The sequence below is a fragment of the Nonlabens sp. Asnod2-A12 genome (assembly GCF_045063745.1).
Taxonomy (GTDB): Bacteria; Bacteroidota; Bacteroidia; order Flavobacteriales; family Flavobacteriaceae; genus Nonlabens; species Nonlabens xylanidelens.
In genome coordinates, this window is the sequence record NZ_JBEFOB010000003.1 from 3,220,322 (window position 1) to 3,233,515 (window position 13,194).

Annotated in this window: 11 protein-coding genes; 2 read left to right on the forward strand and 9 right to left on the reverse strand. The window is 35.9% G+C overall.

The window, feature by feature from the left end; translation table 11 throughout:
* Positions 1-64: 64 nt before the first annotated feature.
* From ACJJVJ_RS14665 to meaB, 6 genes are all read right to left on the reverse strand, one after another.
* Positions 65-2,365 carry an acyl-CoA dehydrogenase gene (locus ACJJVJ_RS14665; protein ID WP_405371167.1) on the reverse strand — a complete coding sequence of 767 codons (2,301 nt, stop codon included), beginning with the start codon at positions 2,363-2,365 and terminating at the stop codon, positions 65-67.
* A gap of 637 nt (positions 2,366-3,002) precedes the next feature.
* Positions 3,003-4,856 (reverse strand): M1 family metallopeptidase, encoded by a 1,854-nt coding sequence (locus ACJJVJ_RS14670; RefSeq protein WP_405371169.1) that lies wholly within the window; start codon positions 4,854-4,856, stop codon positions 3,003-3,005.
* A gap of 74 nt (positions 4,857-4,930) precedes the next feature.
* Complete coding sequence (locus tag ACJJVJ_RS14675) at positions 4,931-6,502, reverse strand: RNA-directed DNA polymerase (protein WP_405371171.1); 1,572 nt, start codon at positions 6,500-6,502, stop codon at positions 4,931-4,933.
* 182 nt (positions 6,503-6,684) lie between these two features.
* Positions 6,685-6,882: a hypothetical protein gene (locus ACJJVJ_RS14680; protein WP_405371173.1), complete on the reverse strand. Its 198-nt coding sequence runs from the start codon at positions 6,880-6,882 to the stop codon at positions 6,685-6,687.
* Positions 6,879-7,397 (reverse strand): hypothetical protein, encoded by a 519-nt coding sequence (locus ACJJVJ_RS14685; RefSeq protein WP_405371174.1) that lies wholly within the window; start codon positions 7,395-7,397, stop codon positions 6,879-6,881. Before ACJJVJ_RS14685 ends, ACJJVJ_RS14680 begins: the two co-directional genes overlap by 4 nt.
* An 18-nt stretch (positions 7,398-7,415) precedes the next feature.
* Positions 7,416-8,426, reverse strand: coding sequence for a methylmalonyl Co-A mutase-associated GTPase MeaB (meaB, locus tag ACJJVJ_RS14690; protein ID WP_405371176.1), 1,011 nt, complete (start codon positions 8,424-8,426; stop codon positions 7,416-7,418).
* Between the two features lie 224 nt (positions 8,427-8,650).
* On the opposite strand from meaB, the gene ACJJVJ_RS14695 reads away from it, so the two are divergent.
* Positions 8,651-9,241: an HD domain-containing protein gene (locus ACJJVJ_RS14695; RefSeq protein ID WP_405371177.1), complete on the forward strand. Its 591-nt coding sequence runs from the start codon at positions 8,651-8,653 to the stop codon at positions 9,239-9,241.
* A 99-nt stretch (positions 9,242-9,340) separates the two neighbouring features.
* Here the strand turns inward: ACJJVJ_RS14695 and ACJJVJ_RS14700 are convergent, their stop codons facing one another.
* The 3 genes from ACJJVJ_RS14700 to ACJJVJ_RS14710 all read right to left on the reverse strand — a co-directional run bounded on the left by ACJJVJ_RS14700 (position 9,341) and on the right by ACJJVJ_RS14710 (position 11,938).
* Positions 9,341-9,757: a hypothetical protein gene (locus tag ACJJVJ_RS14700; protein ID WP_405371179.1), complete on the reverse strand. Its 417-nt coding sequence runs from the start codon at positions 9,755-9,757 to the stop codon at positions 9,341-9,343.
* A gap of 283 nt (positions 9,758-10,040) precedes the next feature.
* Positions 10,041-10,391, reverse strand: a complete 351-nt coding sequence (locus tag ACJJVJ_RS14705) for an endonuclease domain-containing protein (protein WP_405371181.1) — start codon at positions 10,389-10,391, stop codon at positions 10,041-10,043.
* Positions 10,392-11,566: 1,175 nt separating this feature from the next.
* Complete coding sequence (locus ACJJVJ_RS14710) at positions 11,567-11,938, reverse strand: endonuclease domain-containing protein (protein ID WP_405371183.1); 372 nt, start codon at positions 11,936-11,938, stop codon at positions 11,567-11,569.
* An 839-nt stretch (positions 11,939-12,777) separates the two neighbouring features.
* Here ACJJVJ_RS14710 and ACJJVJ_RS14715 point away from each other — a divergent pair.
* Complete coding sequence (locus ACJJVJ_RS14715) at positions 12,778-13,179, forward strand: DoxX family protein (protein WP_405371185.1); 402 nt, start codon at positions 12,778-12,780, stop codon at positions 13,177-13,179.
* Positions 13,180-13,194: the final 15 nt, after the last annotated feature.

The following is a 13,194-nucleotide window of genomic DNA, read 5'->3' on the forward strand; positions in this document are numbered from 1 at the left end:
TATTATATAATCCATCTTTAAGAACAAGATTTAATACTCGTTTTTAAAGATGGATTTTTAGATTTTAATAAAACTTCAAAGCTGTTTTTGTCATGTGTCTAGGTATATCAAAGGCATCAACTAACTGCTGACTTTCTTCTTTTAACTCTTTACAAAGCTTTGCAACAAGCTTATTTATGGCCAACGACTTTGATCCTGATATGTAATCATGTTCTAAGTACCAGCCTTTATTTTTTTCAATTAGGTGTAAAGCATATAGGTTTTTAAGTGATGTCAGTACTTCTTTAACACTATCGTCCTTTTGTTCATCAATAGTAACAATAAATCGTTCTAGAACAACTCGATCTATATAGGCGCTCGCCATATCAATTAAATGTACTTGAACATCTAGAAAGGCATCATAACTATCCATTCCATTTTTAATTTTCTTACTTAATCGCATAGCAAGTGTGCGTAATGAGAACTCTTCTCGATACGTAAAGGCATCGATCTGAAAATCGTCGCTTAATAAATGATCTTCAGACGTGTCTCTAGTCACGAGAGGATTCAACTCACTTAAATTAGTGGAAGCAATACTAGATATATATTTGAGAGTATCCCACCAGTCCATTTTACCAAATTGCTTTTTAAAATAGGTCAAACGACTTTTAGCTGTTAGTTGTAACAACACGGTATTATCTCCTTCAAATGTGGTAAATATGTCTGTATCTGCTTTAAGTAGATCAAAATACATTTCACTTAAATAGCCTTTTCCTCCACAAGATTCTCTACATATCTGTATAGTTTCTGTAGTGTTCCATGTGCTCAGTGCTTTTAATCCTGCTGCAAGTGCTTCTACTTGCTGGCTATCTGCTTCTTTATTATTTGAATAATCATTTAATAAGAAATCATGAGCAAAGTCATAAGCAAAGACATTTGCAATTAACGGCATCAATTTCTTTTGATGTGTAGGATAATCCATAACAGATTGCTCTTCTTTTCCTGGTGGTCCGAATTGTTTGCGTTCTAGTGCAAAATAAACAGCCATATTCAAAGCTTTTTTTGCAGCAGATTGTCCTGCAATAGGGACACAAAGTCTACCACCCACTAGAGTTCCTAGCATGGTAAAGAAACGTTTTGAAGAACTGCTTATAGGGCTGGTGTATTTACCGTCTTCGTCCACATCACCAAATTTATTCAGCAAATTTTCTTTTGGAATTTTTACAGCATTGAAATGTAACGTACCATTATCCACACCATTTAATCCCATCTTATGACCATTATCACCTATTGTAATATTATCTAAGGTATTTCCTTTACTATCTCTAATAGGCACTAGAAAAGCATGAATACCATGCTCTTCTTCATTCACTATAAGTTGAGCAAACACGGTTGCCATTTGAGCATGCATGCCAGCATTACCTATGTATGTTTTTCTATCGTATTGTGATGGAGTATTAATGATAAAGGTCTTATCATCTGGTTGATAAATAGCTGTGGTCTGTAATGCTTTTACATTACTACCATGGTGCATTTCAGTCATGGCAAAACAACCTGGTAATGCCATCGTACCTATATCTTTTAAATACTTATCATGATGGATTTTAGTACCTAAAGATTCTACACTACCACCGAATAATCCAAAATGAACTCCAAACTTGATTGTTAGACTCAAATCATACTTAGATACCTCTTCAAAAACAGCAGCGTATTTTGGCATAGAACCAGATCCACCATAAGCTGGCGGATAGGCTAGGTTTCCTAAACCTGCGTTTGCTAGTTCTTTACACCATTTTAGTACTTTTTCTTTGCGCGTTTTTAAATCGTCGTCATAACTTTCTATAGCTTCTTTATGAGGGTCAAGAATACTTTGGACACTAGATTTAATGTCCGGATAACCATGTTGTAAAAGAGCTTTTAAAGGTTTAGAATATGCCTTTTCAGATAAGTTTTCTGTAGGTAAGTATGTTGATGTGACAGGATCGTTTTCATAAACAGATCGTATTGCTTCACGACTTACTATTCCTAGATAATCTTCTATTAAATGGAGCGATTCTTTAGTTTCATCATTTACCCAATCCTCTGTATCTTCCTTCTTTGCAAGTTGTGCACCAATGGAAAATAAATCTGATTTTTCAGATGGATTTAAAAGATCTGCATTTTGTTTTATGTAGTTTTTCCAATAAGCCAGTACTCTAGCAGATGGTGGATTTTGAGGATTCAACCATTTACAAACCATATCTTTGGTTTCTGGTTTTATGGTTTTGTTCTCATTAATCTTTTTATTGATAAAATTTATTTCGGTCTCTTCCAGAACACCATCAGCCCAGGCGATATATAATAAAGGTAAGAATGGTAATAAGGGATCTTGTATGGAAACTGACATGCTTTTTATTTTTAAATTATCAATGCGATTTAAGAATGATAAAAGATACTTTAAAAATTAATTATGAACCAACATTTAACGTATTCTATGAATTGAGTTCTTTCTTCACCTATGGAAAGGAGCTTATAAATATGAAGTATATCTGATGCTCCTTGCCTTAGTCCCTGATAATTTGCTTGAGCAAATTTCTGGGATAGGCGAGGACAGATTGGCCTCGCGGCAGCAGCCGTGATGCAATCAGGAGTGGTTGAAGGATGCTTGTATAAAGAAAAGCTTAGATTTAATTACGACAACGTGTCAACCTATCCGACCAAAACTCGCTACCGCTTGTTTTGCCCACCTTTCCTCATCTGAGGAAAGGAGCTTTTAAATGTTAAGAATGTAATTGGCTCCTCGCCTTAGTCCCTGATAATTTGCTTGAGCAAATTTCTGGGATAGGTGAGGACAGATTGGCCTCGCGGCAGCAGCCGTGATGCAATCAGGAGTGGTTGAAGGATGCTTGTGTAAAGAAAAGCTTAGATTTAATTACCAACACCATATCAACCTATCCGACCAAAACTCGCTACCGCTTGTTTTGCCCACCTTTCCTCAAAATAGAAAATGAGCTGTTAGAATAAACAGTGAATTTGGAAATGAACTATTTGTACCCCAACATCTCATCCACTGTATTTGCGGTCACACTGTGATAGTTGCCTCTAGCGGTTTTGTAAATTTCTAGGGCTTCGTCTATTCTGTCCGCTTTCGCGAAAGCGTTAAAAAGTGTAGTAACATACCAACGTCTTCCTACTGTATTCAAGAATTCTGAAATTTTAGAATCAACATTATTACCATCATAACCGTTTAAAATAGACTGCTCAAACCATACCATACTGATATATGAATTGCTAGAGTTGGTAAAATCAAAGGTGTCGTCCAGTTGTTTCATTTGCTCTAAAGTTATTCCTGGAGGAAAATTGCGTACAAAATGCACCCATTCTTGTGGTGTCCAGTTTTGTGTTACGGCAGTGTCTATTTTATTTGTTTCTAAGAACTGCTCTAGTGTAATTTCTACATTAGAAAACGCATCAGACTCTATGATTGCTGCATTTTCTGGCACACCAGGCTGGTAAATCCATTCCTCAGTATTGAAAGTAACGTTGTTTTTCTCCAGTAAATTCTCGTTGAGGTAAACGATAAAATCCTCAGTATTTGTGGTAGAAAAAGCATTCTTTTTAAAATATGCTTTTAAGAATGCATCCATTTTTTCACGTCCTACTTTTTCTTCTAGCGTGCGTAAAAACAGATAGCCTTTATCATATGCGATGCTGTTCATTCCATCATCTGGATTGCGGCCTTTTAGATCTAGTTTTAACTTTGTGTCATTAGGTGACTCACTCAATGCTTCTAACTCGTCTTCAAGATCCTGACGACCTATTAATGCAAGCATATTTGCTCGGTCTTTTCCGTAAAGCGCTTCCATAATTCTAGTTTCAAAATAAACGGTAAAACCTTCATTGAGCCAGAAGTCATTCCATGTCGCGTTGGTCACTAAATTACCTGACCAAGAATGAGCCAACTCATGTGCTACAAGAGAAGTCAAGCTTTTATCTCCTGCAATAACTGTAGGCGTAGCAAAGGTTAATCGCGGATTTTCCATACCACCGAAAGGAAAACTAGGTGGCAACACAATCACATCAAACTGTTCCCAATCATAAGCACCGTATAAATTCTCTGCTGCACCGACCATTTTTTCCATATCAGAAAACTCTTCGTGCACCTTGTCCAGCATTGATTTCTCAGCATAAACACCAGTACGTTTGCTTATCGCTTTGTATTCAATATCACCAACGGCAAGAGCGATGAGGTATGCCGGAATAGGTTGTTCCATCTTGAATTTGTAAACGCCATCTGCTGTTTTCTCTTTAGGGTTTTCAGCACTCATAACTGCCATAAGCTGTGCAGGAACTTTTACAGTCGCATCATAAGTAATACGCACTTGCGGACTGTCCTGAATAGGAATCCATGTTCGAGTTAATATCGCCTGACCTTGTGTAAATAGAAACGGATTCGTCTTATCTGCAGTTTGTTGAGCGTTGAGCCATTGTAAGGCTTCTGTTTTCGCCGTGGTAGAGTAGGTGACAGCAATTTGTTTAGTGTCTTCTTTAATAGCAATGGTTATAGGTTGCCCTAATGATTCATCAAAATCACCTAAATCAAACTCTGTTTGTTCACCATTTTGAGTAACGCTTTCAATTTCTAAGAATTTACTATCTAGAATGATTTGCTCACTGCCATTATTCTCAATATCATAAGTCGCTGTTCCACTAATAACTTGTGTGTCAAAATCTACATTAATGTCTAAATCTAGATGTGTAATCACTACATCATTAGGTTGCGCGTAGGAATGGGATTCTTCTAGGTAGGTTTTTGTTGGTGTGTTTTCTTTATTGCTTTCTTGACAGCTTATTAGCGCATAAGTTATTAGAAAAAGAAATTTGAAATTATTTTTCATTTGGATGTTTTATAGATTGTGAAGAGGTAACAAAATCACGGGATTTAAGTAATAATGCAAATTATTAAATTGGGTTATTCAATAGGTTTGATCTTTCTTTTTTTCTTAGAAATAACAAATGATGCTACTGATTTATCTAAAATATTTCCTCTTGAGGACACTAATCCAGCCCAATGTTTTAGCTCGTCACTTGATAGTATAGTAGCTGAATAGAGTATGGCTCGTTTATCCCAAGGTCCTAAAACATCTAGGCCATCTTTATGATCCTTTATCCATGTTGTATCATTTAATCTTTTCGCAATTAGTGCCTGTTCTCTCACTCTTAAGATTTTTGAGTAATCAATTTTTAATTCTATTGAGTTGAAAACTGGATTTTGTAATAATGTATAAATCCAAATATTGACAAAAGGTAATTGAACTAATTCATCATCCAACATTTTTTGAATATTATCTCGATGAAATTTAGCAGAACTTTCATTCATTACTCTTTCTAGGTAAACAACTATCTCTCTTATAATTGGTAAAAGTATTCGGAAATTTTCAAACACTAGTGGTAAGATACTACGAACTTTATATTTGCCGGATTTTCTTAATAAATGACGCATTATACCTAAATCAAGTTGCTCAAATAAAAGGGCTTGTCCAAAAATTTCTTTATAAGTTTCAGATCTAACCTTAAATTTTTCACTTGATTCTAGGTCTTCGAATTCAGGTATTTCATACATATCGAATCCATATGGATCATAAAAAGTAGCTTCAGTTGAGTCAGCTAGATTTTGATGAATTGCTTCTTGTTCAATGCTTTCTTCATCTTCGAAATGATTTTCGATAAAGTTTTTATTACTTTTAATAAAAGTCTTCTCTGTTGAAAGAACTAATCTGTGATTTGAATATAAGTATTTTGTTAATTCATGAAGAAAAAAACTAGCTTCTTCAAAAGAATCGAAATAGATGTGCATGTCATCAACATACCTTGTGAATGTGGTCGTATTTGATATGATTTTCTTATCAATATCTGCCATAATAGCCTCAGCAACCAAAATGCTTGCAGCAGGTCCCACAGGCACACCTCTAGAAATATTTGAATTAAGAGCTGACAAAAAAATCTCAAGTACTTTAGGGGATTCTATTCCTGCCTCCTCAAGTACATTTGTTACTCTGTGCAAATAAATTTGATTGTAGAAATCAGTTATGTCACATACAAGGACGAAACCATTTTTATTATTCTTAGCTAACTCAAGAGATTTTGATTTAAACTTTGAAAAGCCATCCAAGTCTGTGCTGAAAAAAGAGCCGTATATGTCAGGTTCAATTCTATATGAACAAGCGATATTTTTATCATTCGGTATTCTATATTCTTCTATTTTACGGGCGAATTCATAGAGAATAGCAGTATATAGTAAAGTATCAATAGGATCAAGCTGGTGAACAACACGAAAGGTATAATTTTTTTTAGGAGCTAAACAAATGAAAGGGCTTTGTGGTGCGTAATCATCTAAATCAATATTCAGTAACTCATCTTTCACTTTTGTCCAGTTATGTTGGATAGCTTCAAATTCAAATAATCTAGGATAGAAATCTGAATCATAGAATTTACGTACATGCTTTAACGCCCATTCAATTGATGTTTCTTTAATCTTTTTCATCTTTAATTTGTTCCGATAACTAATAAATTATTTTTTTTTGATATTTCAGTCTTTCTATTTTGAAACCATTGTCTACTAACAAAACATCCTAATAAAATAGCTTACTATTTAGCAATCTATAATAGATTCGGTCTAATTTGCAAAATTTTAATCTTTTTTAGATTTTAATTTTAAACCAAGTATTATAAATTGTACGCATTGAATCTTCTGAAAAGTTTGAAAAGGATAATTGATGTAGATGTTAAAGCTATTCCTATACCAATTATTACACCTATACCAGGTTCGTTAAAAGAACAACCTAGTCCTAAACCTATTAAAATTAAACCAGTATTCATTGATATGATTCCTGTATATAAAAAGACCTCTTTTTTCAATTTCATATCATTGATTTTTTATGAATACTTACATATTTATTATAAAGTTCTTTTTTTTCTATATCCGAAATAACTCCGATTTCACTTTCTTTTTTGGCACCTTCCCATTCTAATTTAAGCAGGTATTGAGTAATTGTAATAAGCTCATTAATTTGTTCAGTTGATTGCTGATCAGCTTTTAGTAGAATTTGATCTATTAAACTGATTATTTTACTGTCCCAATAATCATCTTCTGGATTTAAATAGAGTCGAATGAGGTATCTTAAATTATTAGCTTCCTTGTGCAATTCCCAAACTTCATTGTATTCTAGCTTGTATATTTTATTTTCATAGCTATGGGCAAGTCCACAAAATCTAGAAATGCTTTCTCTTAGTTGTTGTATGTATTTAATCCTTGATGCAGTAACTGAATTTATAAAAGCCGTCTTACGTACATTTCTAAATGTTATTATAAGATTGGAAATACCTATTAAAAAGGTCAAGCCAATCCCGATCAACATCACAATTTCTGTTGTTGTCATATTTTTATTTTATATTAATTATATCAACAATTCCCCAGCCGCATCAAATGGGCTTTTCTTTTTACTCAAAACCTCTTGTTCGAGTTCAGTCAGTTTTGAAATCACTTCTGGGCGGTTGTAGAAGTTGGTTTTAATGGCGTCTTCTATGGTCTGGTGGAACCAGTAGAGTTCTTGCGCGTTGCGTTTATTGGTGAAGCTTAGGTTATTGGTAGCGTGCGTTTTGTAGTTGTCAATTTCTTCGATGACTTCAGTGATTCCTATGTTGTTTAATCCACTACAAGTCAATACTTGAGTAGGCCAGTTGTGATCTTTGCTAGGCATTAAATGAACGGCATTTTTGAATTCGCGTCTAGCGTGTTTTGCGGCTAGTTGGTTATCGCCATCGGCTTTATTGATGATTATTGCATCTGCCATTTCCATAATGCCTCGTTTGATGCCTTGTAAATCATCGCCGGCGCCTGCCAGTTTTAGGAGTAAAAAGAAATCGGTCATGGAGTGGACTGCGGTCTCGCTTTGTCCTACACCTACGGTTTCTACAATGATAAAATCATATCCTGCTGCCTCACATAAAATAATAGCCTCACGTGTTTTACGTGCCACGCCGCCTAATGTGGTTCCTGCTGGACTCGGTCTGATAAAGGCTTGGTCGCTTTTAACCAGTTCTTCCATTCTAGTTTTGTCGCCTAGAATACTGCCTCGTGATATGTTACTGGATGGATCTATGGCGAGCACGGCTACTTTCTTGCCGTGTTCTATGAGCTGTCTTCCCAGCGATTCTATAAAGGTAGATTTTCCCACGCCTGGCACACCGGTAATTCCTAATCTAAAGGAGTTTCCTGAGTAGGGTAGAGCTTGCTTAATTATTGCTTTCGCGAAAGCGGAATCACTACCAGCTGTACTCTCCACTAGAGTTATCGCACGACTCAATGCGCTTACCTGTCCTGAATGTAGGTCGTTAAAAAGGCGATTCACATTTACCGCTTCTTTCTTACGTTTTAAATTAGGATTGATATGAGAATTTTGAGACAAGTCGGTGGTGTTTAAAGGCTGATTGATTAACAAATTTAAGTGAAGTTATAAAATTAAATGACGCACTTTAATATTTCTATACAATACTTATAGGCACTTGAATATTACAGCGTAAATTCTTACGATAAAATCCACCATTTTAAATAATATATGACTTTAACAGCCGTTAAAATTGTGGTCTTATTATCCATAACTGACGAGGCTAATTTATAAAGTACATTTTTATGAATGATCAATTAATTGAAATAGTAAAAGAGTATTGTAAAAACCTTATTGAAAATAGTCATTGCAAAAACTATTCTTTTCATAACTGGTTGCATACTCGCAATGTCGCTCTTGCTTGCTCTCAAATTGCACAGCAAGAAGAAATGGATAATACCTCTAGAGAGTTACTGATTATCGCTGCCTATTTTCATGATACAGGTAACGCGATAACTATAGAAGGTCATGAAGAGTTGAGTTGCACATTTGCCGAGAGATTTCTTAAAAAGCATGATTATCCAGAAGATCAAATCCTTACCATAAAGAATTTAATTAAGGTGACTAAACTACCGCAGACTCCTCAAAATCACCTAGAAAAAATCATGTGTGATTCTGATTTAAGTCATTTAGGTAGTGTGAATTTTATGGATTTAAACAGCAGTTTACGAGCAGAGTGGCAGCACACGATGTCTTTAAATTTTACAGATCAAGAATGGTTAGATTTAAACCTGTCCTTTCTAGAAAATCATCATTTCTACACCCAATATGCACAGTCACAGTTTACTCCTAAGCTGGCTTGTAATATTTCTAAGTTGAAAGAAAAATTTGCTTGATCTAAGTAAATAGAATTTACAGATTTAAAAGAGTTTTTTAGATTCCGCTTTCGCGAAAGCGAGATAAGAACCGTCCTTTTCTTAATATGAGCTATGTTTTTATTTTTTAGCGAAATTTAGAGCGATTTTCCCACCTATAAATGCCATAGGAATGTAAGCCATTATTATGTCTAGCGCAGTAAACCATAGCGGTCCAGGCAACATTATGTTTATGGCAATACCACCCAATAAGAACAATATACCTATAACAAGAGCAAATTTCATTTTATGATTTGCCGCGATAAGTGCTGCAATGATAGCACCTACCAGGGTGCCTAATGCGTGTGCTAGAAATGGAAATATAAAATATTGAGCGTCTAGAGTAGGCATAATTTGTGCAAAATCCTCCATGTCGTTAGGATCTAAACCTTCTATAGGGTAGATGCTGTGACCTAAAGTAATGAAGCCCATGTTTACGGTGCTACCTATAAGCCAGCCGGCGATAACGGCTATTATATTTCTAAAAAGAGGTTTCATAATAGTTGGTTTGAGAATTTAAAAATAGCTCTTTTCTTCTTTATGGTTTATGATTCATTTCAAACATCGCATTGATCCTTTCCGACCAAAACTCGCTACCGCTCATTTTACCCACCTTTCCTTATCCAAGGAAAGGTGCTTTTAAGTATCTGGAGTTTCAATGGCTCCTCGCCTTAGAAAAGGCGAGGACAGATTGGTCTCGCGGCACCAGCCGTGATGCAATCAGGAGTGGTTGAAAAGTGATGGAAATCACTAACTAAGTTCATTCTAAACCACAATGCTTCTAAATATCTGATAGTACATGATCTAATTCTTCAAAGACATACTTATTTTCATACCTTAAAATAGTGAAACCCAAATTGGTTAAATCAGCATCTCTTTTTTCATCTTTCTGAAATTGATTAGGTTCATCATGATAATCACCATCTAACTCGATGATCAATTTAAATTTAGCACAATAGAAATCGATTATAAAATTTTTAATAGAATGTTGTCTTCTAAATTTTAAACCATGAAACTTTTGAGTTTTTAATTCAGTCCATAAAAATGCTTCAGCCGGTGTTAAGTTTTTACGCAAAGATTTACGATGATTTTTAAGATGTGGTAAATCATGAATAGGTTTCCTTTGCTTCATGATATGAATATAATAAAATCGTCGCGATTATTTCAAATATCGCGTCGATCCTTTCCGACCAAAACTCGCTACCGCTCATTTTGCCCACCTTTCCTTGTCTAAGGAAAGGAGCTTTTGAGTATCTGGTGTTTCAATGGCTCCTCGCCTTAGTCCCTGATAATTTGCTTGAGCAAATTTCTGGGATGTGCGAGGACAGATTGGTCTCGCGGCACCAGCCGTGATGCAATCAGGAGTGGTTGAAAAGTGCTTGTATTTAAAATGAGCTTAGAATCATTTCAAACACCGTGTCGATCCTTTCCGATCAAAATTCGCTACCGCTCATTTTGCCCACCTTTCCTTGTCTAAGGAAAGGAGCTTTTTAATGTCAAGAATATAGTAGGCTCCTCGCCTTAGAAAAGGCGAGGACAGATTGGTCTCGCGGCACCAGCCGTGATGCAATCAGGAGTGGTTGAAAAGTGCTTGTATTTAAAATGAGCTTAGAATCATTTCAAACACCGTGTCGATCCTTTCCGACGAAAACTCGCAATGACTCATTTTGCCCACCTTACCTTACCTAAGGAAAGGAGCTTTTGAGTATCTGGAGTTTCAATGGCTCCTCGCCTTAGTCCCTGATAATTTGCTTGAGCAAATTTCTGGGATGGGCGAGGACAGATTGGTCTCGCGGTACCAGCCGTGATGCAATCAGGAGTGGTTGAAAAGTGCTTGTATTTAGAAAGAACTTAGAATCATTTCAAACACCGTGTCGATCCTTTCCGACCAAAACTCGCTACCGCTCATTTTGCCCACCTTTCCTTATCCAAGGAAAGGAGCTTTTAAATGTCAAGAATATAATAGGCTCCTCGCCTTAGTCCCTGATAATTTGCTTGAGCAAATTTCTGGGATGGGCGAGGACAGATTGGTCTCGCGGCACCAGCCGTGATGCAATCAGGAGTGGTTGAAAAGTGCTGGTATTAAGAAAGGTCTTAGATTGATTTCAAACATCGCCTCAACCTTTCCGAGCAAAACTCGCAATGGCTCGTTTTACCCACCTTTCCTTATCCAAGGAAAGGAGCTTTTGAGTATCTTGAGTTTCAATGGCTCCTTGCCTTAGAAAAGGCGAGGACAGATTGGTCTCGCGGCACCAGCCGTGATGCAATCAGGAGTGGTTGAAAAATGATGGAAATCACTAACTAAGTTCATTCTAAACCACAATGCTTCTTAATATCTGATAGTACATGATCTAATTCTTCAAAGACATACTTATTTTCATACCTTAAAATAGTGAAACCCAAATTGGTTAAATCAGCATCTCTTTTTTCATCTTTCTGAAATTGATTAGGTTCATCATGATAATCACCATCTAACTCGATGATCAATTTAAATTTAGCACAATAGAAATCGATTATAAAATTTTTAATAGAATGTTGTCTTCTAAATTTTAAACCATGAAACTTTTGAGTTTTTAATTCAGTCCATAAAAATGCTTCAGCCGGTGTTAAGTTTTTACGCAAAGATTTACGATGATTTTTAAGATGTGGTAAATCATGAATAGGTTTCCTTTGCTTCATGATATGAATATAATAAAATCGTCGCGATTATTTCAAACATCGCGTCGATCCTTTCCGACTCTCGGCTATGCCGAGACCCACCTTTCCTTATCCAAGGAAAGGAGCTTTTGAGTATCTGGATTTTCAATGGCTCCTCGTCTTAGAAAAGGCGAGGACAGATTGGTCTCGCGGCACCAAGCGTGATGCAATCAGGAGTGGTTGAAAAGTGCTGGTATTAAGAAAGGTCTTAGATTCATTTCAAACATCGTGTCGATCCTTTCCGACCAAAACTCGCTACCGCTCATTTTGCCCTCCTTTCCTTACCTAAGGAAAGGAGCTTTTAAGTATTTTGAGTTTTAATTACTCCTCGCCTTAGTCCCTGATAATTTGCTTGAGCAAATTTCTGGGATGTGCGAGGACAGATTGGTCTCGCGGCACCAGCCGTGATGCAATCTCAGGAGTGGTTGAAAAGTGCTTGTATTTAGAAAGAACTTAGAATCATTTCAAACACCGTGTCGATCCTTTCCGACCAAAACTCGCTACCGCTCATTTTGCCCACCTTTCCTTGTCTAAGGAAAGGAGCTTTTTAATGTCAAGAATATAGTAGGCTCCTCGCCTTAGTCCCTGATAATTTGCTTGAGCAAATTTCTAGGATGTTTGAAGACAGAACGAACTGTTATAAAATCATACCATAATGTTAATGGTGAGGAGTTAAAAGCATTATTGTTTTAATTTTATGAATTGAAACACAGTTTTACAGATTGTCGGATAAGACCAAGCTTATTTCTTGTATGTTATAGAACAAGAAGATTTATTAGCTAGGATTAAATACAGGTATTGTTGCTGTTTAAATTTTAAATATGATGGAAAATAAAAACCTTGTTTACGTTTTAACTAGAATAACTATAGGAGTAAGTATGCTGGGCCATGGGCTGGTGCGCTTGCCTAAAATCGCAAAATTCAGTGAAGGAATGGTAAAGAAATTTGCCGACTCTATGTTGCCTGATTTTCTTGTTTCTCCTTTTGGGTATGCACTTACCGTTGCAGAGTTTGCTATAGGGATTTTATTAGTCCTAGGTTTATTTACTAAAAAAGCTTCAGTGGCTGGTATGGTGGTAATGATCTCTTTAATTTTTGGGAGCTGTCTGGTAGAAAACTGGGCGGTGATAAATTCGCAATTGATCCATGCAGCATTTTTTGCTTTTCTTATTTGGTTTTTACATTTAAACAGTTGGTCTTTAGATAATTTATTCAAGAAATAAACTGGTTAGATAACT

Excerpts from the sequence above, each read along its gene's own strand:
- ACJJVJ_RS14665 (WP_405371167.1), bottom strand. The coding sequence starts at position 2,365 with ATGTCAGTTTCCATACAAGATCCCTTATTACCATTCTTACCTTTATTA.
- ACJJVJ_RS14670 (WP_405371169.1), bottom strand. The coding sequence starts at position 4,856 with ATGAAAAATAATTTCAAATTTCTTTTTCTAATAACTTATGCGCTAATA.
- ACJJVJ_RS14675 (WP_405371171.1), bottom strand. The coding sequence starts at position 6,502 with ATGAAAAAGATTAAAGAAACATCAATTGAATGGGCGTTAAAGCATGTA.
- ACJJVJ_RS14680 (WP_405371173.1), bottom strand. The coding sequence starts at position 6,882 with ATGAAATTGAAAAAAGAGGTCTTTTTATATACAGGAATCATATCAATG.
- ACJJVJ_RS14685 (WP_405371174.1), bottom strand. The coding sequence starts at position 7,397 with ATGACAACAACAGAAATTGTGATGTTGATCGGGATTGGCTTGACCTTT.
- ACJJVJ_RS14695 (WP_405371177.1), top strand. The coding sequence starts at position 8,651 with ATGAATGATCAATTAATTGAAATAGTAAAAGAGTATTGTAAAAACCTT.
- ACJJVJ_RS14700 (WP_405371179.1), bottom strand. The coding sequence starts at position 9,757 with ATGAAACCTCTTTTTAGAAATATAATAGCCGTTATCGCCGGCTGGCTT.
- ACJJVJ_RS14705 (WP_405371181.1), bottom strand. The coding sequence starts at position 10,391 with ATGAAGCAAAGGAAACCTATTCATGATTTACCACATCTTAAAAATCAT.
- ACJJVJ_RS14710 (WP_405371183.1), bottom strand. The coding sequence starts at position 11,938 with ATGAAGCAAAGGAAACCTATTCATGATTTACCACATCTTAAAAATCAT.
- ACJJVJ_RS14715 (WP_405371185.1), top strand. The coding sequence starts at position 12,778 with ATGATGGAAAATAAAAACCTTGTTTACGTTTTAACTAGAATAACTATA.